The sequence below is a fragment of the Geobacillus sp. Sah69 genome, from assembly GCF_001414205.1.
In the GTDB taxonomy this organism is placed as follows: Bacteria; Bacillota; Bacilli; order Bacillales; family Anoxybacillaceae; genus Geobacillus; species Geobacillus stearothermophilus.
Map to the genome: position 1 here is coordinate 1 of NZ_LLKS01000054.1, position 23,158 is coordinate 23,158.

At 49.3% G+C, this 23,158-nt stretch carries 17 protein-coding genes, 3 pseudogenes, 1 CRISPR repeat array and 1 riboswitch; of the genes and pseudogenes, 17 read left to right on the forward strand and 3 right to left on the reverse strand.

Annotated features, from left to right (window positions below; genetic code table 11):
• The 3 genes from AP057_RS12620 to AP057_RS12630 form a co-directional block, all read left to right on the forward strand.
• Nucleotides 1-510: ExeA family protein (locus AP057_RS12620; RefSeq protein WP_152968890.1), on the forward strand; the 510-nt coding region annotated here is incomplete at its 5' end.
• A gap of 393 nt (nt 511-903) precedes the next feature.
• Nucleotides 904-2,094 (forward strand): ISL3 family transposase, encoded by a 1,191-nt coding sequence (locus tag AP057_RS12625; RefSeq protein ID WP_049624990.1) that lies wholly within the window; start codon nt 904-906, stop codon nt 2,092-2,094.
• A 281-nt stretch (nt 2,095-2,375) separates the two neighbouring features.
• Nucleotides 2,376-2,729, forward strand: coding sequence for a hypothetical protein (locus AP057_RS12630; protein WP_003353791.1), 354 nt, complete (start codon nt 2,376-2,378; stop codon nt 2,727-2,729).
• A 112-nt stretch (nt 2,730-2,841) separates the two neighbouring features.
• Here the strand turns inward: AP057_RS12630 and AP057_RS12635 are convergent.
• Nucleotides 2,842-3,968: pseudogene (locus tag AP057_RS12635) on the reverse strand (transposase).
• Between the two features lie 272 nt (nt 3,969-4,240).
• Here AP057_RS12635 and AP057_RS17115 point away from each other — a divergent pair.
• Nucleotides 4,241-4,513 carry a hypothetical protein gene (locus tag AP057_RS17115; protein ID WP_152968891.1) on the forward strand — a complete coding sequence of 91 codons (273 nt, stop codon included), beginning with the start codon at nt 4,241-4,243 and terminating at the stop codon, nt 4,511-4,513.
• Between the two features lie 831 nt (nt 4,514-5,344).
• Here the strand turns inward: AP057_RS17115 and AP057_RS12640 are convergent.
• Nucleotides 5,345-5,795 (reverse strand): annotated as a pseudogene (locus AP057_RS12640) (DUF4351 domain-containing protein); the annotation flags it as partial.
• A gap of 310 nt (nt 5,796-6,105) precedes the next feature.
• On the opposite strand from AP057_RS12640, the gene cas9 reads away from it, so the two are divergent.
• From cas9 to AP057_RS12675, 7 genes are all read left to right on the forward strand, one after another.
• Nucleotides 6,106-9,369, forward strand: coding sequence for a type II CRISPR RNA-guided endonuclease Cas9 (gene cas9, locus AP057_RS12645; protein WP_055358891.1), 3,264 nt, complete (start codon nt 6,106-6,108; stop codon nt 9,367-9,369).
• Nucleotides 9,299-10,198 (forward strand): type II CRISPR-associated endonuclease Cas1, encoded by a 900-nt coding sequence (cas1, locus tag AP057_RS12650; RefSeq protein ID WP_053532222.1) that lies wholly within the window; start codon nt 9,299-9,301, stop codon nt 10,196-10,198. Before cas9 ends, cas1 begins: the two co-directional genes overlap by 71 nt.
• 4 nt (nt 10,199-10,202) lie before the next feature.
• Nucleotides 10,203-10,511: a CRISPR-associated endonuclease Cas2 gene (gene cas2, locus AP057_RS12655; protein ID WP_033016933.1), complete on the forward strand. Its 309-nt coding sequence runs from the start codon at nt 10,203-10,205 to the stop codon at nt 10,509-10,511.
• A gap of 101 nt (nt 10,512-10,612) precedes the next feature.
• Nucleotides 10,613-12,426: a CRISPR direct-repeat array (repeat unit 36 nt; unit sequence ATTATACCACAGCGATAATCTCAGGGGAACTATGAC).
• 200 nt (nt 12,427-12,626) lie between these two features.
• Complete coding sequence (locus tag AP057_RS12660; protein ID WP_012748996.1) at nt 12,627-13,994, forward strand: ISLre2-like element ISGsp3 family transposase; 1,368 nt, start codon at nt 12,627-12,629, stop codon at nt 13,992-13,994.
• Nucleotides 13,995-14,226: 232 nt separating this feature from the next.
• Nucleotides 14,227-14,336, forward strand: a riboswitch (SAM riboswitch).
• A gap of 88 nt (nt 14,337-14,424) precedes the next feature.
• Nucleotides 14,425-15,453 (forward strand): methionine ABC transporter ATP-binding protein, encoded by a 1,029-nt coding sequence (locus tag AP057_RS12665; protein WP_055358892.1) that lies wholly within the window; start codon nt 14,425-14,427, stop codon nt 15,451-15,453.
• Complete coding sequence (locus AP057_RS12670) at nt 15,443-16,111, forward strand: methionine ABC transporter permease (RefSeq protein WP_011232468.1); 669 nt, start codon at nt 15,443-15,445, stop codon at nt 16,109-16,111. The genes AP057_RS12665 and AP057_RS12670 overlap by 11 nt, the downstream gene beginning before the upstream one ends.
• Nucleotides 16,112-16,126: 15 nt before the next feature.
• The gene (locus tag AP057_RS12675; protein WP_055358893.1) at nt 16,127-16,978 is read left to right on the forward strand and encodes a MetQ/NlpA family ABC transporter substrate-binding protein; all 852 of its coding nucleotides are present in this window, start codon (nt 16,127-16,129) and stop codon (nt 16,976-16,978) included.
• 104 nt (nt 16,979-17,082) lie between these two features.
• Here the strand turns inward: AP057_RS12675 and AP057_RS12680 are convergent, their stop codons facing one another.
• The gene (locus tag AP057_RS12680) at nt 17,083-17,268 is read right to left on the reverse strand and encodes a hypothetical protein (protein ID WP_227412626.1); all 186 of its coding nucleotides are present in this window, start codon (nt 17,266-17,268) and stop codon (nt 17,083-17,085) included.
• A 71-nt stretch (nt 17,269-17,339) separates the two neighbouring features.
• Here AP057_RS12680 and AP057_RS12685 point away from each other — a divergent pair.
• The 6 genes and pseudogenes from AP057_RS12685 to sufB all read left to right on the forward strand — a co-directional run bounded on the left by AP057_RS12685 (nt 17,340) and on the right by sufB (nt 23,136).
• A pseudogene (locus AP057_RS12685) lies at nt 17,340-17,736 on the forward strand (carboxymuconolactone decarboxylase family protein).
• Between the two features lie 231 nt (nt 17,737-17,967).
• Nucleotides 17,968-18,747 carry a Fe-S cluster assembly ATPase SufC gene (gene sufC / locus AP057_RS12690; protein WP_011232465.1) on the forward strand — a complete coding sequence of 260 codons (780 nt, stop codon included), beginning with the start codon at nt 17,968-17,970 and terminating at the stop codon, nt 18,745-18,747.
• A 17-nt stretch (nt 18,748-18,764) separates the two neighbouring features.
• Nucleotides 18,765-20,075 carry a Fe-S cluster assembly protein SufD gene (sufD, locus tag AP057_RS12695; RefSeq protein ID WP_033016338.1) on the forward strand — a complete coding sequence of 437 codons (1,311 nt, stop codon included), beginning with the start codon at nt 18,765-18,767 and terminating at the stop codon, nt 20,073-20,075.
• Complete coding sequence (locus AP057_RS12700) at nt 20,072-21,292, forward strand: cysteine desulfurase (protein ID WP_033016337.1); 1,221 nt, start codon at nt 20,072-20,074, stop codon at nt 21,290-21,292. Before sufD ends, AP057_RS12700 begins: the two co-directional genes overlap by 4 nt.
• Entirely contained in the window at nt 21,282-21,716 is a 435-nt protein-coding gene (gene sufU / locus AP057_RS12705) for a Fe-S cluster assembly sulfur transfer protein SufU (RefSeq protein ID WP_015375744.1), read from the forward strand. Before AP057_RS12700 ends, sufU begins: the two co-directional genes overlap by 11 nt.
• 22 nt (nt 21,717-21,738) lie before the next feature.
• The gene (gene sufB, locus AP057_RS12710; protein WP_015375743.1) at nt 21,739-23,136 is read left to right on the forward strand and encodes a Fe-S cluster assembly protein SufB; all 1,398 of its coding nucleotides are present in this window, start codon (nt 21,739-21,741) and stop codon (nt 23,134-23,136) included.
• Nucleotides 23,137-23,158 lie beyond the last annotated feature (22 nt).

The window sequence follows — 23,158 nt, forward strand, 5'->3', positions numbered from 1 at the left end:
CCGAAGTACCGCAAGGTAGACCTCTTCCGCCAAATCCAGCAGGCGATCGAGCGATTGTATCATGAACGGCGGATCACGCCGGTGTTCATTTTGGATGAGATGCATTTAGCGAAGGATGCATTTTTACAGGACATCGCGATCTTGTTCAACTTTGAGATGGATTCGACCAACCCATTTGTCTTGATTTTGGCCGGGCTGCCCCATTTACAGGGGAAGCTGCGGCTCAATCAGCACCGCCCTCTCGACCAGCGGATCATCATGCGATACCGGATGGGGCCKCTGGAGAAGGAAGAGGTGGCGGGCTACATCGAACATCGGATGAAACAGGCCGGGGCGAAGCATCCGATCTTCACCCCATCGGCGTTAGAGGCGATTGCCCTGCAGTCGCGGGGATGGCCTCGGGTGATCAACACGTTGGCCACGACGTGCCTGTTATACGGGTATCAGCTGAAAAAGGACGCCATTGACGAAGAAATGGTGCGCATGGCCGCAGAGGAAATGGGGTATTAGCACGAAAGGGGCCGAATCGGCCTCTTTTGTGCTTTCTCTTTTCCATAGGTCCATCAGGCGCGCTGGAAATCTTCATCTGAAAGAGCGTGCAAACGTTCCGAAAGAATGTGCAAAATCCGGAACAATCCGCAAAAATTTTGCACATTATTTCCGAATCCGCCTGAAATAATTTGAAAAAGGGATTCTGAAATAATGTGCTAGTTTACAATATGGTAGGCCACAATTTCATTATTGTATAGGTCTTTAATGGCGGACAAATAGAGTTTTTGCCCATTAAAAATCAAATATGGGTTCATCACCAAATTTTGTGATTTAGTGACAAAAAAGAGAAAGCACTGACGAGATCCTGGCCATAATGTTAGCGGTGAAATAAACATTAAGGAGGTCTCGTAAGTGCTTTCTATACCACTAGGATTGCCAGAATTTAAAGTGATTAAACAAGAACTTCTTTCCTATGGTTATGCGATTCATGTAGAGAAAACAGAGACACAGGAACGTTGCCCTCATTGTGGGTTTGCCACTTCCTCTGTCCACGACAGACGGACAAGAAAAGTACGGGATTTGGCGATTTTCCATCAACCGGTGTACTTGTTCGTAAAGGTAAAGCGCTATCGGTGCTGGAATTGTTCCCAAGTGTTTTCCGCCTCTTTGGAATCGATTCCACCCAATCAACACTACACCAATCGATTTTGTGAGTACTTGTATGAACTTTGCGAAGGCTCCACCATTCAAGAGGTTAGCCGAAAGCAGCGCATCCCATATACAACATTGGAACGCATTTATTACTCCATCGCATCGAAAAAAGCAAAAGAGCGTCAAACAGCGATAGAAGCATCTTCTCAAGAAGGAATGGTGCTTAGTTTAGATGAAATCGCGGTAAAAAAGGGACATCAGTATGAAACCGTATTGATGGATGCCAAAGCTGGATCGGTCATGGGAATGCATGCCGATCGCCAATGTGACTCCGCCATCAACTTGTTGAGCCAAAATATCCTGTCGAAAGAAATGGTCCAAACGGTGATTCTTGACATGTGGGAACCTTATCATAAGGCGGTTCGCGCCCTGTTTCCATCTGCTTCGATTGTTATCGATAAGTACCATGTGGTTCAAAAAGTGACCCAAGCCTTGGATCAAGCAAGAAAGGAATTTTCTCCATTGAAAAAGGCTCGATATCTTCTCTTAAAAGGCTGTGAAAAGCTTCGTAAGGACCAACGGCGTCGATTAGACGATATCTTGGAGGAGTATCCGGTACTCTCCATTGCTTATTATCTGAAAGAGTTGTTTCGGGATTTTTACCGAACCGATGGATATAACGAAGCAAAGGAACGCTTGGAAGAATGGATTCAGTTAGCTAAACAGAGCCCTTTTGCTTCTTTTCAGCAAGCAGCCAACACGCTTGAAAGGTGGAAGGAGCCGATTCTTTCCTACTTTTTGTGCCCATATACGAATGCCCGAATCGAGGGGACGAACCACAAGATCAAAAACATCAAACGCCGGGCATACGGCTATCGAAATTTAGAACGGTTTCGTTTGCGTGTATTTCTGGAGTGTACAGGGAACACTACAGGTAGTCAGGCTGCCTAAGCACTCCCTTCTTCCGCTATCGGTATGATAGTTGGTAGAATGGAACCCGTCAAGGAAAGCACTTGACTGTTTCCATTCTACCAACTTCGTGGTCTGTATGCGGAAGAAGGATCCTGACTGACGAACCTATTTCATCCAGCTAACATGTTTCTGGGATTGAGTGAAAACCACAGAAAATGGTGAAGACCCCAAAAACTTAACTAAGATGTGTCCATAAAAATATACTAGCATCATATTATTAAATACTTTATAATATTCAATAAAAGGAGGAATTTGTGAATATGGATATTAAAATTTTATGTGATTTTGAAGATTTAACTGGATTATTTCCAAGAAGAATTGAAGTAGGTGTTAATTTTGAATTATGGTTGTATCCACATATCAATTTAAGCAATGGAGAAAATGATTTTGATGATTTAGTTCTTATTATTAAAAATACAGAAATGAATTATAAATTATATATTTTCTCTGAGAATGAATCGAATTTTGAAGATCAAAAACATTTAGAAAAGATTATTAATTTAATACATGATGTTTCTGAGAATTTTGAATGTATTTTCAAAAAAGTTGAAGATATTTATTCAAAAGAAGTAGATGTTTTAATTGAAGAAATCAAGGAGGAACATAATGTTTAAAATTTTAAAAGTATTATTTTCGTTTGTTTTAATATTTATTATATTTTTAACTGTAGATGAGCAATTTTCATAACAATAATTACCATGTAAAAAGAAACAAACAGGGTACCCCTTATGCCACATGGAGCTGTTTTTTCACGGTATCAATGGGAATATTTTGTTTCGCTGCACAGTAAATGAACTCCACGAGGCTATGTCCTTTTCTCTTGCGCAAGAGATCGAGCCCATCAGAAAAATCGCTGTTCGACTCGAATAGGCTGTACACGTAAGCAAGCTGCACCAAGATCCAGTAGCGTTTCACCGCCCGAACCTGACGAACACGGTACCCATCGAGCTTCAGCTGGTCTTTCGCTTGTCGAAAAAAGCATTCGATCGACCAGCGTTGGGCATAGTGGCGCAAGATGTCTTCATCGCTTAGCTCCCGGTCGGTGCTCAAGACGCAGTGAAGATGTTCCGATGTCATCGGCTGATTGGCTTTCCAAGCGAGCAGCACCACCGCATGGTCGAGACCGTTGAGCGCTCCTTCGTAACGATAGACGCGATAATGCTCTTCTCCCACCGTGACGAGGTGAGTGTCATTCGGTTCGATGGAGCGGGCCAACTGCTTCGCTTGGACGGCAACGCCGTTCGGATAGAGAATCCGGTTCGTCTTGAGCATCACGATGACGTGGAATCCTTTTTTCAGACAAGCCGTACATCCAACGAAGAAAGCATCTCGATCGCGAGTTCCCCTTTGCTTTTTCCCGCCGTCTTGTCGTAGAGGCGGAAGGAAAAGGGAAACGCCTGGGTTGCAGTATGAACCATGAACCAAACAAGAGAATGGCCCCAAATCGATTTTTTCTCTGAGTGAGAGTAGTGCCAATCACATCCCTGAATCGCGTGTGTTGCCCGTGACGAAGGCTTGGTTTTTTGGCAAATCGTATCATCGATCGAAACAAACAAGGGTTGATTCTCCTGTTTGGTGATGCGTTCGACACGACGAAGGATCCACTGCTGGAGTTTGCGAAGCAGTGTCTCTTCCTCCCACGGACTTTTCGTGAAAAAATGGCTGAGTGTCGTGCGGTGGTTCGGATGAAAGCTCCCATGATGAAGATCGGTCAATGTTCCCGAAAAGCCCTTCGTGATCATCGCATCCACGATATGAACAAGATGCTTCATAACAGGTTTTGAAAAATAAAGGGCCAACCCCAACATCGTGAAAAACTTGTGAATTCCTTGATGATGTGCTAATCTATTCATGAGACATGAACCTCCTTGTGAATGGTTTGGTAGCACATCTATTCTAACCAAGGAATCGGGTTCATGTCTCCTTTTTTGTTTCGATGTAAATTTATGTTAGTGATTTTGCTCATCTACAGTTTTTAAATACATTTGAGCAAGTAGATGCAGCCAGTAGATCTAAGATTTATGACAAAGGGGAGTGGACTGTTTATTATGATAGTCCAGATAATGCAAAAACTTATCCACATTTACATTTTTATAAGAGTAAAAAACACATTTATTGTTTGAGATTGGATAATTTAGAAGCGTGTGATAGTACAGGGAAAAATGAAAATAAAGTGCCGAATAGTGTTAAAAAAGAAGTAATGAAGCATTCAAAAGTTCAATCTGCATTAAAAAAATATAATCCTAGTATGTTTTCCAGTAATGTTTTAAAGAAAGTAAAACCATTAATAGTTGCTGGTGCAGCTGTAGGGGTGGTAATTGCAGCTGCAAATATTTTTACTGGTGCTGTTGATGATGTAGCTGCATGGGCTGCTTTATCTGCTGCTTTAAAAATATAAATAATTAATACATTATATTCTATAATTTGAGCTCATTTTTCATTAGAAAAATGAGTTTCTTCTTGTCTTGGATGATGTATAAAATTTTGTGTAAAGCATTTTGCTAGACCAAAAGAAAAAAGGTGGGGTATTCTCTGATTTGGACAAAAACACATTCCAGAGAAAGGAGAACCCTACCTATGTCTAAAAGTATACCGAATGTAGACTGGGCAAATCAACTGGCGAACAGTGCCAGGCACTGTTCGCCAGAACTAGCTCTAGTGAAATATACATCCCTTTATCGCAACAATTAACCTTAACGTTTTTTGTAAATTGAATTATTTGTAAAAATCTATCTAAAAAGAAAAAGGGGGAATTTGTCCATACCCATCAAGTTAAGAATTTTGGTCTTTGTGCATCGTCAAAAACATGGTATCCTTTCTAACGAACACTCCACGTTAGAAAGGATTTTTTTCATGGAAAAAGTTCCATGAGCAATTTTTGCTCTCCACCCGGGATGAAAATGGCCACTCCAAAGGCGCGCATTTTCACGGAAAAGATCCATGGGCAGCGCGCTTTGCCCTCCACCCGGCATGAAAATGACTGCTCAAGGCGCTGCATTTTCACGGAAAAGTTCCATGGACGTAACTATTCAGCCACATCATAAAGTGAGCTGAATATTTTCCCCCTTTTGGCTGTTTTCAGAATATCACGTTTCAAATATTCTGTCAATATCGTTCAGCCGTGTTGGCTGTAGGATTTTGGCGCAAAAGAACATTGTCGTCGATCCCCCGGGGTTTTGGCACGATTGGAGGTCGACGACAATGTGGGGCTTGACGGCGAAGGGCCGTCTCACCCCTTCATCCTTTCAATCTTCTCCATCGGCAGTCCGGTCAGTTCGTGGATCGTGTCGACATCGTATCCTTTCGCCAGCATTCTCTTCACCACGTCGAGCTTCCCTTCCTCGATCCCTTCTTGGCGTCCTTGCTTCATCCCTTGCTTTAACCCCTGTTCGATTCCTTGTTGGATTCCCTTTTCCATCCCCCGCTGTTCGTATGAGACGATGAGCTCCATCACACGCTTTGCTTCCTTCGTTTCCATTTGGCTCCCCTCGTGTCGCCGTTTTGCTTCCTCCTCTTCGGATCGCCGCAAATACGTCTCGAAAAAAACCGAACAATAGCCGCTATTTCGCTTCATCCAGCTCGAGACGGATGAGCATGCGCAAAAATTCCTTTTTCACGTCGACTTTCTCCTCTTCATTATACCCCATTTTGCTTAGCAAGATGGTGGCAACCGAATTATTTGGTGGATGCAGCGCTAGGGCAGACCCATACGAGTGGGTTTCCCTCCACTCAAAATGATCTAACTTTTGAAAAAAATGCTTGCGTTTTCTAAAATTCCCCATTATTATAGTAATAGGATCATACCACAGCAATGATCTCAGGGTTACTATGATAAGGGCTTTCTGCCTAAGGCAGACTGACCCGCGGCGTTGGGGATCGCCTGTCGCCCGCTTTTGGCGGGCATTCCCCATCCTTGCGCAAACTCAGACCTTGGCGGAAAACGCTAAGGTCTTTTTTACTACATATCTCTATTAACGGGAGGGGATCGACATGAGATACAAAATCGGCCTTGATATCGGCATTACCTCTGTAGGTTGGGCAGTCATGAACTTGGATATTCCCCGCATCGAAGATTTGGGCGTCCGCATTTTTGACAGAGCCGAAAATCCGCAGACGGGAGAATCCCTAGCTCTTCCCCGACGCCTCGCCCGCTCCGCCCGGCGTCGATTGCGCCGCCGCAAGCATCGGCTGGAGCGCATTCGCCGTCTGGTCATTCGCGAAGGAATTTTAACGAAAGAGGAACTGGACAAACTATTCGAGGAAAAACACGAAATCGACGTCTGGCAGCTGCGTGTTGAGGCATTGGATCGAAAATTAAACAACGACGAGCTGGCTCGCGTCCTCCTTCATCTAGCCAAGCGGCGCGGCTTCAAATCCAACCGCAAAAGCGAGCGCAGCAACAAAGAAAACAGCACGATGCTCAAACATATCGAAGAAAACCGGGCCATTCTCTCAAGCTACCGGACCGTCGGCGAAATGATTGTGAAAGATCCAAAGTTTGCGCTCCATAAGCGCAATAAAGGAGAAAATTATACAAACACAATCGCCCGCGATGACTTAGAACGCGAGATCCGACTCATTTTCTCCAAACAGCGTGAGTTTGGAAACATGAGTTGCACGGAAGAGTTTGAGAATGAATATATCACCATTTGGGCTTCCCAGCGTCCTGTCGCTTCCAAAGATGACATCGAGAAAAAGGTCGGCTTTTGTACCTTTGAACCGAAAGAAAAACGGGCTCCAAAAGCAACTTATACATTCCAATCGTTCATCGCCTGGGAGCACATCAATAAATTGCGGCTCATCTCCCCATCAGGCGCACGAGGGCTCACCGATGAGGAACGACGCCTTTTGTATGAACAGGCATTCCAAAAAAACAAAATCACCTACCATGATATACGGACGTTGCTCCATTTGCCTGATGACACTTACTTTAAAGGCATTGTGTATGATCGAGGCGAATCACGAAAGCAAAATGAAAACATCCGATTCCTTGAACTCGACGCCTATCATCAAATTCGGAAAGCCGTCGATAAAGTGTATGGAAAAGGGAAGTCAAGTTCATTTCTCCCAATCGATTTTGATACATTCGGTTACGCCCTGACATTGTTTAAAGATGATGCCGACATTCACAGCTACTTGCGAAACGAATATGAACAAAACGGAAAACGGATGCCAAATTTAGCGAACAAGGTATATGACAACGAGCTAATTGAGGAACTATTGAACTTGTCATTCACCAAATTCGGCCATTTGTCGCTAAAGGCGCTTCGCAGCATTCTCCCGTACATGGAACAAGGAGAAGTCTACTCTTCGGCTTGTGAGCGGGCGGGATACACATTTACAGGGCCAAAGAAGAAACAAAAAACAATGTTGCTACCAAATATTCCGCCGATCGCCAATCCGGTCGTCATGCGTGCATTGACACAGGCGCGGAAAGTGGTGAATGCTATTATTAAAAAGTACGGTTCGCCGGTATCCATTCATATCGAGTTGGCCCGCGATTTATCACAAACGTTTGACGAACGGCGGAAAACAAAAAAAGAACAAGACGAAAACCGGAAGAAAAACGAAACCGCCATCCGCCAACTCATGGAGTATGGATTGACGCTAAACCCAACCGGCCATGACATTGTCAAGTTCAAACTTTGGAGTGAGCAAAATGGGAGGTGCGCCTACTCGCTTCAACCGATCGAAATCGAGCGGCTGCTTGAACCGGGGTATGTAGAAGTGGATCACGTCATCCCGTATAGCCGAAGCTTGGACGACAGTTATACCAATAAAGTGTTGGTATTGACAAGAGAAAACCGCGAAAAAGGCAACCGCATTCCTGCCGAATATTTAGGCGTCGGAACCGAACGCTGGCAACAGTTTGAAACGTTTGTGTTAACGAACAAGCAGTTTTCCAAAAAGAAACGGGATCGGCTGCTCCGACTCCATTATGATGAAAATGAAGAAACAGAATTTAAAAATCGAAATTTAAATGACACCCGGTATATTTCACGCTTTTTCGCCAACTTTATTCGCGAACATCTGAAATTCGCCGAAAGTGATGACAAGCAAAAAGTCTATACGGTCAACGGCCGCGTTACCGCCCATTTACGAAGCCGCTGGGAGTTTAACAAAAACCGTGAAGAATCGGATTTGCATCATGCCGTCGATGCCGTGATCGTCGCTTGCACAACGCCAAGCGATATCGCCAAAGTCACCGCCTTTTACCAACGGCGCGAACAAAACAAAGAACTGGCCAAAAAGAAAGAACCGCACTTCCCGCAGCCTTGGCCGCACTTCGCCGACGAACTGCGGGCGCGTTTATCCAAACATCCAAAAGAGAGTATAAAAGCTCTCAATCTTGGAAATTATGATGATCAGAAACTCGAATCGCTACAGCCGGTTTTTGTATCCCGAATGCCGAAGCGGAGCGTTACAGGGGCGGCTCATCAAGAAACATTACGGCGCTACGTCGGTATCGATGAACGGAGCGGGAAAATCCAAACTGTTGTCAAAACGAAACTGTCCGAAATCAAGTTGGATGCGAGCGGGCATTTTCCGATGTACGGCAAAGAAAGCGACCCAAGGACATACGAAGCGATCCGCCAGCGTCTGCTTGAACATAACAATGACCCGAAAAAGGCATTCCAAGAACCTTTGTACAAGCCGAAAAAGAACGGCGAACCCGGGCCTGTCATTCGGACCGTAAAAATCATCGACACAAAAAACCAGGTCATCCCGCTCAATGACGGCAAAACCGTCGCCTACAACAGCAACATCGTTCGGGTTGACGTATTTGAAAAAGATGGGAAATATTATTGTGTCCCTGTCTACACCATGGACATCATGAAAGGGATTTTGCCAAACAAAGCCATCGAGCCGAACAAGCCGTACTCTGAGTGGAAGGAAATGACGGAGGACTATACGTTCCGATTTAGCCTGTACCCGAATGATCTCATTCGCATTGAGCTTCCGCGGGAAAAAACAGTGAAAACAGCCGCAGGCGAAGAGATCAACGTTAAGGATGTATTTGTCTACTACAAAACGATTGACTCAGCCAACGGAGGATTAGAGTTGATCAGCCATGACCACCGTTTCTCGCTCCGCGGCGTCGGTTCAAGAACCCTCAAACGATTCGAGAAATATCAAGTAGATGTGCTCGGCAACATCTACAAAGTGAGAGGGGAAAAGAGAGTTGGGTTGGCGTCATCTGCTCATTCGAAACCCGGGAAAACTATCCGTCCGTTACAATCAACTCGTGATTGAACAGGAAGAAAAAGTTTCGATCCCGCTCGAGGATATTTGTTCCATTATCATCGAGGAACAAGCTGTCAGCGTGACAGTAGCCGCTTTAAGCAAAATGGCCGAACATAACATTGCATTATTCACCTGTGACCAAAAACGGCTTCCCAATGGGGTGCTGCAGCCGTTCCAAAAACATTCCCGCCAAGTGGGCGTGCTGCACATGCAGTACGCCTACTCCAAGCCTTTTAAAAAGCGAATTTGGCAGCGGGTCGTGATCCAAAAACTCATCAATCAAGGAAAGTGTTTGGAGTTCCTGAACAAAGAAGGAGCCGACGAGCTATACCGCATCAGCAAAACCGTCGACTCTGGAGACAGCAATAACCGTGAAGCGTATGGAGCCAAAAAGTATTTCCAGTATTTATTTGGCAGTGAATTTACCCGACGAAGCGACTCCGTGGTGAACGCTTCTTTAAATTACGGATACGCCATTATGCGGGGACTCGTCGCCCGCTCTCTCGTTGGGTATGGTTTTTTCCCATGCTTAGGAATTTACCATGATAACGAGTTGAACAAATTTAATCTCGCCGACGACTTTATGGAAGTATTGCGTCCGCTCGTTGACCTATACGTGGCTCAACATATTCAACCGGATGATGAATTTTCTCCATCCATTCGGGCAGACTTATATAATTTAGCCAACATGGACATACTAGTGAATGGAGAAAAACTGACCGTCGTGAACGCGGTGGAAGAAATGATAAAAAGCTTCGTCACGGCAAGCCGAAGCCAAGACCCTTCGTTGTTGAAATTGCCGGAACTTCTCCCGTTGCAACTGCACGTGTATGAGTAAGTTTATGCGGTTGCTCGTCTTTTTCGATCTTCCCGTCGTGACCAACCGGGAGAAGCGCGAATACCGGCGATTTCGCACATTCCTGCTGAACGAAGGGTACGATATGTTGCAATTTTCGGTCTACAGCCGCGTCTGCCACGGACATGAAGCAACGGACAAACATTTGGCAAGATTAAAACGCAACTTACCTCCTCGAGGATCGATTCGGGCGATGGTCGTAACGGAAAAGCAGTACGCAAAAATGCAGCTGCTTCTTGGGGAACCAACGGCGCAAGAAAAGAAAGTGACATCCACCCAGCTGACGCTTTTTTAAAAAAAAACAGAAATGGTTCCTCTTTTTGCATAAGCGCCTTTGCATTTTTTGAAAGCAAAAAAGCCTGCGATCCTTGAGATTGCAGGCTTTTTTGGATACGTATTATACCACAGCGATAATCTCAGGGGAACTATGACAATGCGGCCCAAAATCTTTTCTTTGCGTAATTATACCACAGCGATAATCTCAGGGGAACTATGACGCATCGTCGTCGATCAATACGGCGGCGATGATTATACCACAGCGATAATCTCAGGGGAACTATGACCCATAAGGTTGACTATATCCTCCAAAATGCATTATACCACAGCGATAATCTCAGGGGAACTATGACACTACAACAATTGATTGATGTGAGAGGAAAATTATACCACAGCGATAATCTCAGGGGAACTATGACACCGGTAGCGCGCAATCGGTCACTTTTTTAATTATACCACAGCGATAATCTCAGGGGAACTATGACCGTCTTCGCGTTGTACCTGGGCTCCGCTCGATTATACCACAGCGATAATCTCAGGGGAACTATGACCGTTGTGCCAGATTCGATTCGCAAAAACAATTATACCACAGCGATAATCTCAGGGGAACTATGACTGATTGAGGAAGATTTAGGCGAGCGCTTCGATTATACCACAGCGATAATCTCAGGGGAACTATGACATACGAGCAACTCGTCCTTGATTCTTGGAATTATACCACAGCGATAATCTCAGGGGAACTATGACCAACCGCTTTTCGGCTTCTACCCTCTGTTCATTATACCACAGCGATAATCTCAGGGGAACTATGACGCATAGCTTTGTACAGAAGCAATCCCTTGAATTATACCACAGCGATAATCTCAGGGGAACTATGACTTTCATTTCCATATTGGTCACCCCGCTTGTATTATACCACAGCGATAATCTCAGGGGAACTATGACTGTGATCGCCTTGTTTGTTGCTTCTTCATAATTATACCACAGCGATAATCTCAGGGGAACTATGACCTGGGAAGCAGAATCCCATACTTGCCTAGAATTATACCACAGCGATAATCTCAGGGGAACTATGACGTTTGCTCCGACCTTGTGCATAGAGTGCGAATTATACCACAGCGATAATCTCAGGGGAACTATGACCGAAACAGCGGCTCGTCGCCGCGGGCGTGCATTATACCACAGCGATAATCTCAGGGGAACTATGACTGTTTGCTTACGGGATTCTAAATACTCAATATTATACCACAGCGATAATCTCAGGGGAACTATGACCGGTACATACGGCGATCAGTCCGTTTTCTGATTATACCACAGCGATAATCTCAGGGGAACTATGACGCCGTGGACACCGATTGAGCAGGAGCGTGAATTATACCACAGCGATAATCTCAGGGGAACTATGACTCGCATTATTACACTTTGATGATAGTATTAATTATACCACAGCGATAATCTCAGGGGAACTATGACTGTATCGCTTGATAATCATGCTAACGGTTGATTATACCACAGCGATAATCTCAGGGGAACTATGACTCCTTTGACGTTTGAAAATTTTACACTACCATTATACCACAGCGATAATCTCAGGGGAACTATGACAAATGCCTCTTGATCGTGAACAGCCAAAAGATTATACCACAGCGATAATCTCAGGGGAACTATGACTACCTGGCCGGCGGTATTGTCAAAAGTGTATTATACCACAGCGATAATCTCAGGGGAACTATGACCGGCTGGTGTTGCTCCAGCAACAGCACCAAATTATACCACAGCGATAATCTCAGGGGAACTATGACAAAAAGACTACGAGCGCATCGCCACACTCGATTATACCACAGCGATAATCTCAGGGGAACTATGACACAACACCTGTACGCTTATCCGGCTTGATAATTATACCACAGCGATAATCTCAGGGGAACTATGACCTATGTTGACGTGTGAGTAAAATATTTGTGGGTGACATTCAGGAATGATTCCCCGACGAGGGTTGCGAACTTTTGTTCGCGACGCTCGTCGGGGCCACCAAGCGAAGCGCGGTAGAAAAAAGCAAATGTCATGCAAAAAGGACTCTCTCCCTGCTATGATGGTGATGACCAACATCCATAAAACAGGAGGGAGAGAGTCCATGAAACATCTTACCACAGAATGGCCTTTATTAAAAGAGCTGGAGGAACAATTAGTCAGAACTCTTCAAAAGGTGTTCGCTGTCTTGTTGGCGGCCCTTTTGGAGGAGATTGATCAACAACTGGCGGAAGCGCGGGACAAGCGCCGGTATCAGCTGAAAGACAAACGGCCGACCACGATCCAAACGCTGTTTGGAGAAGTGACGTTTCGACGGAACTACTACTATGATCGGCAGGCGGGGGCGTATACCTTCTTGCTGGATGCCGAACTGGGCTTTGATGGAGCGCAGTCGATCAGCCCTTGCCTCGAGGAAACGGCGGTCGAGTTGGCCGTAGAGTGCTCTTCCTACCGCAAAGCGGCCCGTACGTTGGAGTCGATCGTGGGGTATGCGGTCCTAAGCCACGAGGCGATTCGCCAACTGGTGCTGGAGGCCCCTGTCTCGCTGCACCACCCTGTTTCCCAACGGCACGGCCGRGTGCTGTTTGTGGAGGCGGATGGRCTGTTYATTTCCCGCCAGGGGAAAGGGAAACGGGCGAAAGAAGAGAAAATCCTGGCGGTTCACGARGGATGGAAACGAAACGGTTCGCAGCTCGAGCTCGTGAACCGGCGCCACTACCTCCATGAAGGGGAGGGAGACGTGTGGGAACGGTTCGAAGAGTGGCTGATGAACGAATATGCCTATGAYCCGTGCCGGGACCTKTTGATCATCAACGGCGACGCGGCGTCGTGGATCACGGCCTGCCGGGAGTATTTTGGRAAGCGRGCSTGCTTTCAGCTGGATCGATTTCATGTGGCGCGGGAGCTGCGTCAGTGTCTGTCCGGCCATCCGCGTTGGCGGGAGGTGCGGAAGAAGCTGGCGAAACAAGACGAAGAGGGRCTTCTSGTGGAGCTGAACAGCGCGGTCGGCACGTTGGAGGACGAAGCGAAAGAGAAGCAGATGGCTGCCATGATCCGYCGGATCGAGTCGATGCCGGGATGCATCCGGGACTATCGGGAGTGGCTGTCGGAGCAAGGGGTGGAGACGACCGGCATGCGTCCGATGGGCCACGCCGAGAGCGTGATGAGCCGGTTTGCGCATCGGGTGAAATCCCGCCGCAGCTGGAAAGACCAAGGGCTTCGGGCGTTTCTGAGGGCGATGGCGGCCCGAATCGACGGGATTTGGCGGAGAAATGGGCAGTTGGTGGAGGAAGAAGAGACCCGAACGGCGGCCTCGGCCTCAACAAAGTCCAAGCGGATCGAACAGGCCAAACGGAAGGCCGGACGGTTATGGGCAGATGTGGTGCGTCAGAATCTACCGTGTCTGCAGCGGTCATCCGGGACGCCGATCCATCAAGCGTTGTCGGCGCTCCGGGATGGTGGTTGGGTGTAAAAAAATGGAATATCGTATCATCGCCTCAAGATGAGGGATGAGAGTCCGAAAGCGCTTACGATATGAATTCCTGAAAATGGTTCGCTAACTAGTGATTGACAACACCCGTAGTGAACCGAAAAAATGTTCTCCACAAAGTCTTGACTGACTCTTGGGTGAAATTTTTATTGACAATGTTCGACACAAGGTGATACAATCACAGTTGTAGTCAATCGAATAGGCGATTGTTGCGCTCTTATCAAGAGAGGTGGAGGGATGTGCCCAATGAAGCCCGGCAACCGTCAGCGCGTGCGCTGAAAAGGTGCCAATTCACACAAAGCGGCCTGCTTTGAGAGATAAGAGACGGAATGGTGCACAATACCTTTCTGTTCTCTGCGGGCAGAAAGGTTTTCTTTTTGCGCTCCGCCGCCTTGGGGAGGAAGGTGAAACGATGATTACACTCGAACATGTGACAAAGATCTATCAAGCGGCTAACGGCTCGGTCACGGCCGTCGACAATGTGTCGCTTGAGATTCGCGAAGGGGAAATTTTCGGCATTATCGGCTACAGCGGCGCGGGGAAAAGTACGCTCATCCGCTTGCTCAATGGGCTCGAGAAGCCGACGGGCGGCCGGGTGGTCGTCGCCGGCCGCGACATGGGGCGCATCAAAGGGCGGGAGCTGCGCAAGGCGCGTCAAGAGATCGGGATGATTTTCCAACATTTCAACTTGCTTTGGTCGCGCACAGTGCGGGAAAACATTGCGTTTCCGCTCGAGATTGCGGGTGTTCCGAAAGCGGAGCGGCAAAAACGGGTCGATGAATTGATCGAGCTCGTCGGGCTCACGGGGCGGGAAGAGGCGTATCCGTCGCAGTTGAGCGGCGGGCAAAAGCAGCGTGTCGGCATTGCCCGGGCGCTCGCCAACAACCCGAAAGTGCTGCTTTGCGACGAGGCGACATCGGCGTTGGACCCGCAGACGACCGATGCGATTTTGGACTTGCTCGTTGACATCAACAAGCGGCTCGGGCTGACGATCGTGCTGATCACCCATGAAATGCACGTCATCCGCAAAATTTGCGACCGCGTCGCCGTGATGGAAAACGGCAAAATCGTTGAGCAAGGCGACGTGTTGCACGTGTTCCGCAACCCGCAGCAGCCGATCACGAAGCGGTTCGTCAAGCAGCTCGTCGAGCCGGAGGAGACGGAAGAGGCGATTTCCCATTTGTTTGGCCAATACCCGAACGGGCTGATCGCGCAGCTGACGTTTGTCGGCGCGGCGGCCGGCCAGCCGCTCATCAGCCAGGTCGTGCGGCAATTTGCCGTCGATATGAATATTTTGCAAGGGAAAATTTCGCAAACCCATCAAGGCGCTTATGGGGTGCTGTTTGTGCACATCAATGGGGCGGCGGATGAAATTGACCGGGCGCTTGACTACATTCAACGCCAGCAGGTGGCGGTGGAGGTGATTCACGATGCTCGCTAACCTCCTGCCGAACGTCCAATGGGAGACAATGTGGGCGGCGACGGTCGAGACGCTGTATATGACGGGAGTGGCGGTGGCGGCCACTTTCGTTCTCGGAATCGTTCTTGGCTTGCTTCTATTTTTGACAGCGAAGGGCAACCTATGGGAAAACCGGTTTGTCAATACCGTGATTGCGGCGTTTGTGAACATTTTCCGCTCCATTCCGTTTATTATTTTGATCATTTTGCTCATTCCGTTTACCACCTGGCTCGTCGGGACGATGCTTGGCGCCAATGCGGCGCTGCCGGCTTTGGTCATTGGGGCCGCGCCGTTTTACGCCCGCATGGTGGAGATTGCCCTTCGCGAAATTGATAAAGGCGTCATCGAAGCAGCCCAAGCGATGGGCGCCTCAACGTGGACGATCATTTGGAAAGTGCTGCTGCCGGAGTCATTGCCGGCGCTTGTCTCCGGCATTACGGTGACGGCGGTGTCGCTCGTCAGCTATACAGCGATGGCTGGAGCCATCGGCGCCGGCGGGCTTGGGAACTTGGCGTATTTGGAAGGGTTCCAGCGCAACCATAACGATGTGACATTTGTCGCAACCGTATTGGTGTTGGTCATTGTATTTATCATTCAGCTGATCGGTGACTTTGTCACTTCGAAAATCGATAAACGATAAAGGGGGAAACAACTGATGAAGAAATGGTTGGGTGTGTTGCTCGCCGCCATTCTCGTGCTCGCTTTGGCGGCATGCGGCGGCAACAATAACGACAGCGCGGAAGGCGGCAAAGACGGCAAATTGGTGAAGTTGAAAGTCGGTGCGTCGAACGTGCCGCATGCGGAAATTTTGGAAAAAGCGAAACCGATTTTGAAAGAAAAAGGCATCGACTTGGAGATCATTACGTTCCAAGATTACATCTTGCCGAACAAAGCGCTGGCTGAGAAGCAAATCGACGCCAACTATTTCCAACACATTCCGTATTTGGAATCGCAAAAGAAAGAGTACGGCTATGATTTCGTCAACGCCGGCGGCATTCATATCGAGCCGATCGGCTTATACTCGAAAAAATACAAAAGCATTGAAGAACTGCCGGACGGCGCGACGATCATCATGAGCAACTCGGTCGCCGACCATGGCCGCATTTTGTCGATGCTGCAAGAAAAGGGGCTCATTAAGCTGAAACCGGGCATCGATAAAACGAAAGCGACGGTCAACGACATCGTCGAAAACCCGAAACATTTGAAATTTAAAGCGGACGTCGATGCTGGACTTCTGCCGCAAATTTACAAAAACGGCGAAGGCGATGCGGTTTTGATCAACGCCAACTATGCGCTTGACGCCGGTTTGGACCCGGCGAAAGACCCGATCGCCGTGGAGTCGCCGAAAAACAATCCGTATGTGAACATTGTGGCGGTGCGCAAAGGCGATGAAAACCGAAAAGAAATCAAAACGCTTGTCGAAGTGCTGCAATCGAAAGAAATTCAAGATTTCATCAAAGAAAAATACCACGGCGCCGTCATTCCAGCGGCGACAAACAATCAATAACGGAAGCGAATCGCTTCCGTTATTTTTTGCACAAAAAAGAGCCGCCCGAAAGTTCAAAACCGTTTTGGATGGAGAGACGCCGCGGCCGGTCTGTTTCCCGCGCTTCATCGGTTGTTCAAACGCGCCAGTACGGCGGCGAGCATGACGATGATGACGCAGTTTTGCAGGGCGACCACTGTCGTTAAACTGAAGATGACGTCCCCGTGTTCACCGAGAATGCTGCCGATGATGATCCATGCCAGAAACGAAGCGAAAGCGGCGGTTAAGGCAAAGACAACCCAACGAATCAATGGTATTCTCCCCTTTCCTATGATGATGGAAGTGGAACAGAACCATTCGTTTTCATCATGACATTCCGTCGATGTTGGCGAAACGGTGGTGTTTCCACACCCTTTCAATACCATTCGTTTATGCATCGGTCGAATCCTCCCTTCACCGCTACAAAGAAGGGATAGGGGCGTTCACCCAAAAAACTTCCGAACGTAGCCGAGCGGTTTAACGCGTTTACGGAAGCGTGCTTTGCCGAGGGAGCGCTGTCGAAAAAAGAAAAACAATTGATCGCCCTTGGCATCAGCTTGGCGACGCAAGATGAGTATTGCACGATTTACCATGCGAAAGGCTGCCTTGATGAAGGAGCGTCGGAACAGGAAATTTTGGAAGTATGCGCGGTGGCGGCCGCGTTTGGCGGCGGGGCGGCGATGAGCCAAGCGGTGACGCTTGTGCAAGAATGCCTCCGCGAGCTGCGGGCGGCTCACTAGACTCCGGAAAAAACGGGGTCTTTTTTTGCAAAAACTCGTACAAGCTTGCGGTTTTCGTGTAAAATAGTAAAAGGCGCTGTTTTTTCACACGGTCACAGTGAAAACAGAGCGGGAAAGTTGCACGTAGTTTTCATTTGTTATAAAATGATAATGAGAATAAAATGAGAATGAACGATCGCTAGAAGACAAGCGAGTGAATTGACTTTCAATTGAGAATTGGAGGTATGCTGCATGGCGGTATTGACGATTCGCAATCTCCACGTCGCCGTGGAGGGAAAAGAAATTTTAAAAGGAGTGGACTTGGAAGTCAAAGGCGGGGAAATCCACGCCATCATGGGTCCGAACGGAACGGGGAAGTCGACGCTGGCATCGGCCATTATGGGCCATCCAAAATATGAAGTGACAGAAGGATCGGTGACGCTCGACGGCCAGGATGTCCTTGAGATGGAAGTCGACGAACGGGCGCGCGCCGGCCTGTTTTTGGCGATGCAATACCCAAGCGAAATCAGTGGAGTGACGAACGCCGACTTTTTGCGCGCGGCGATCAACGCCCGGCTTGGCGAAGGCAACGAAATTTCGCTCATGAAATTCATCCGCAAGCTCGATGAAAAAATGGCGTTTCTCGAAATGAACCCGGATATGGCGCACCGTTACTTGAACGAAGGATTCTCGGGCGGGGAGAAAAAGCGAAATGAAATTTTGCAGCTGATGATGCTTGAGCCGAAAATCGCCATTTTAGACGAGATCGACTCCGGCCTCGATATCGACGCGCTCAAAATCGTCGCCAAAGGTGTCAACGAAATGCGCAGCAGCGAGTTCGGCTGTTTGATCATCACCCACTACCAGCGGCTGCTCAACTACATCACCCCGGATTATGTGCATGTCATGATGCAAGGGCGCATCGTCAAGTCCGGCGGTCCGGAGCTGGCGCAGCGGCTTGAGGCGGAAGGGTACGACTGGATCAAAAAAGAACTCGGCATCGAAGACGAAACGGTCGGACAAGAAGCGTAAGCGTTAGGAGGAGGACTATGGCGACAGAAACGAAAATCCCATTCGATGAAACCTACATCCGCACGTTCTCAAGCGGACGCGGCGAACCGGGCTGGCTGACCGAGCGGCGCCTTGAGGCGCTTCGGTTGGCGGAGCGGCTGCCGCTTCCGAAACCGGAGAAAACGAAAATCGACAATTGGAACTTCACTGGCTTCTCACGCCATGCCGTTGACAGTGCGCCATATGCCGGCCTCGATGACTTGCCTGAAGCGGTCAAGGCGCTCATGCAAGCCGGCGAAGGAACGAAAAATTTGTACGTGCAGCGCAACCATACGCCGGCGTATGTGTCGCTGTCCGATGAGTTGAAGGAGAAGGGCGTCATTTTCACCGACATCTTCACCGCAGCGCGCGAGCATGGCGACTTGCTGAAAAACTATTTGATGACGGCGGTCAAGCCGGATGAGCACCGCCTTGCCGCGCTCCATGCGGCGCTGCTCAACGGCGGTGTGTTTGTCTATGTCCCGAAAAATGTGGAGATTGAAACGCCGCTTCAGGCGGTCTATATTCAAGACGAAGACGACATCGCCTTGTTTAACCATGTCATCGTCGTGGCGGAAGACAACAGCCGCGTCGTGTTTGTCGAAAATTATATATCAACAAGCCGCGAAGGAAACGCGGTCGTTAATGTGGTCGCCGAGGTGTTTGCTCAAGCGAACGCAAGCGTCTTTTTCGCCGCTGTCGACCATTTGGCCAAAGGCACCACGACGTATGTCAATCGGCGCGGCATCGCCGGGCGCGATGGACGGATCGAATGGGCGCTCGGGCTGATGAATGACGGCAATACGGTCTCCGAGAACATCACCCGCCTTGTCGGCGACGGCTCGTTCGGCGATACGAAAACGGTCGCGGTCAGCCGCGGCGAGCAAGTGCAAAACTTTACGACGAGCGTCATTCATTACGGAAAGCATACAGAAGGCCACATTTTAAAACACGGCGTCGTCCGCGACAGCGCGACCTCGATTTTCAACGGCATCGGGAAAATTGAGCACGGTGCGTCAAAATCAAACGCCGAGCAGGAGTCGCGCGTCTTGATGTTGAGCGAAAAAGCGCGCGGCGATGCGAACCCGATTTTGTTGATTGACGAGGACGACGTCATGGCCGGCCACGCCGCTTCTGTCGGGCGCGTTGACCCGATCCAATTGTATTACTTAATGAGCCGCGGCATTCCGAGACGCGACGCGGAACGGCTCATCATCCACGGCTTTTTGGCGCCGGTTGTCGAGGCGATTCCCCTTGAAGGCGTGAAAAACCAATTAATTGAAGTGATTGAAAGGAAAGTTCAATCATGAATGTGAACGACATTCGCGCGTTGTTTCCGATTTTGCATCAGCAAGTGAACGGCCATCCGCTCGTTTATTTCGACAGCGCGGCGACATCGCAAAAGCCGCTGCCGGTGATTGAGGCGCTTGACCGCTATTACCGCGAGTACAACTCGAACGTCCACCGCGGCGTCCATACGCTCGGGACGAAGGCGACCGATGCGTACGAAGGCGCGCGCGAAAAAGTGCGGCGGTTTTTAAACGCCCAATCGGCGCAGGAAATCATCTTTACGCGTGGCACGACGGCATCGCTTAATTTGGTCGCCTCCAGCTACGGGCGCGCCAACGTCAAAGAAGGCGATGAGATCGTCATCACGTACATGGAGCATCACAGCAACTTGATTCCGTGGCAGCAGCTGGCGAAGCAAACGGGGGCGACGTTAAAATACATTCCAATGCAGGAAGACGGCACGATCGATCTGCGCGATGTCGAGGCGACCGTCACCGAAGCAGCGAAGATTGTCGCCATTGCTCATGTATCGAACGTGCTTGGGACGATCAACCCGGTGCGGGAGATCGCCCGCATCGCCCATAAGCGCGGCGCGGTCGTCGTCGTCGATGCGGCGCAAAGCGCTCCGCATATGAAGGTCGATGTTCAGGAACTTGATTGCGATTTTCTCGCCCTTTCCGGCCATAAAATGTGCGGGCCGACGGGAATCGGCGTATTATATGGCAAAAAGAAATGGCTTGAGCAGATGGAGCCGGTCGAGTTCGGCGGCGAAATGATCGATTTTGTTGAGCTGTACGACTCGACGTGGAAAGAGCTGCCGTGGAAGTTTGAAGGAGGCACGCCGATCATCGCCGGGGCGATTGGCCTTGGGGCGGCGATCGATTTCCTTGAACAAGTCGGCTTGGACGCCATCGCCGCCCATGAGCACGAGCTGGCGCAATACGCACTCGAACGGCTGGCTGGCATCGACGGCGTCACGGTATATGGCCCGAAAGAACGGGCGGGGCTTGTGACGTTTAACATCGACGGGGTGCATCCGCACGATGTGGCGACGGTTCTTGACGCCGAAGGGATCGCCATCCGCGCCGGCCACCATTGCGCCCAGCCGCTCATGAAATGGCTCGGCGTGACGGCGACCGCCCGGGCGAGCTTTTACCTTTACAATACGAAAGAGGAAATCGACCGGTTCATCGCCGCATTACAGAAAGCGAAGGAGTACTTCAGCCATGTCTTCTAACCATCCGTTGGATCAGCTTTACCGCCAAGTCATTATGGATCATTATAAAAACCCGCGAAACCGCGGGGTGCTTGAAGGAACGAACGTCGATGTCAACATGAACAACCCGACGTGCGGCGACCGCATCCACTTGACGATGAAAGTCGAAGACGGAAAAGTCGCCGACGTCAAATTTGAAGGCGAAGGCTGTTCGATTTCAATGTCGTCGGCGTCGATGATGACGCAGGCGATCAAAGGAAAAACGGTGGAGGAAGCGCTTCGGCTCGCCCACATTTTTTCCGATATGATCCAAGGGAAAGAGTACGACGATTCCGTCGACCTTGGCGACATCGAGGCGCTCCAAGGCGTTTCCAAGTTTCCGGCCCGCATCAAATGTGCGACGCTCGCGTGGAAAGCGCTCGAAAAAGGACTGCATCACCACTAAGTCTAAAGGAAGGTGAACCGAGATGGCGAAAAAAGCCCCGGAAATTGGTGAATACAAGTACGGCTTCGTCGATAAAGACGTCTCCGTCTTCCGCGCCCAGCGCGGCCTGACGCGTGAAGTCGTCGAAGAAATTTCGCGGATGAAAAACGAGCCGCAATGGATGCTCGAGTTCCGCTTAAAAGCGCTCGACATCTTCTACAGCAAACCGATGCCGCAATGGGGCGGCGACTTATCAAGCCTCGATTTCGATGAAATTACGTACTACGTCAAACCGACGGAAAAATCGGGCCGTTCGTGGGATGAGGTGCCGGCGGAGATCAAAGCGACGTTCGATAAATTAGGGATTCCAGAGGCGGAACAAAAATATTTGGCCGGCGTCTCGGCGCAATACGAATCGGAAGTCGTCTACCACAACATGAAAGAAGACCTCGAAAAACTCGGTGTCATCTTTAAAGACACCGACTCGGCGCTGAAGGAGAACGAAGACTTGTTCCGCGAGTATTTCGCCAAAGTCGTGCCGCCGACAGACAACAAATTTGCGGCCTTGAACTCGGCCGTCTGGTCGGGCGGTTCGTTCATCTACGTCCCGAAAGGCGTCAAAGTCGATACGCCGCTTCAGGCGTACTTCCGCATCAACTCGGAAAACATGGGGCAGTTTGAACGGACGCTCATCATCGTGGACGAAGGGGCGCACGTCCATTACGTCGAAGGCTGCACGGCGCCGATTTACACGACGAACTCGCTTCATAGCGCGGTTGTTGAGATCATCGTCAAAAAAGGCGCCTACTGCCGCTACACGACGATCCAAAACTGGGCGAACAACGTCTTCAACTTGGTGACGAAGCGCGCCGTCTGCGAAGAAAACGCGACGATGGAATGGATCGACGGCAACATCGGCTCGAAGCTGACGATGAAATACCCGGCCGTCATCTTAAAAGGCGAAGGGGCGCGCGGCTTGACGCTGTCGATCGCCATCGCAGGCAAAGGGCAGCACCAAGACGCTGGGGCGAAAATGATCCATTTGGCGCCAAACACGTCATCGACGATCGTCTCGAAGTCGATCTCCAAGCAAGGCGGAAAAGTCACGTACCGCGGCATGGTCCATTTCGGCCGCAAAGCGTCCGGCTCGCGCTCGAACATCGAATGCGATACGCTCATTCTCGACAACCAGTCGACATCGGACACGATTCCGTACAACGAAATTTTAAACGACAACATCTCGCTTGAGCACGAAGCAAAAGTGTCGAAAGTGTCGGAAGAGCAGCTGTTCTACTTGATGAGCCGCGGCATTTCCGAGCAGGAAGCGACGGAAATGATCGTCATGGGCTTCATTGAGCCGTTTACAAGAGAGCTGCCGATGGAATACGCGGTCGAGATGAACCGCTTGATCAAGTTCGAGATGGAAGGAAGCATTGGATAATCTTGATCATATCAAGGGTGCA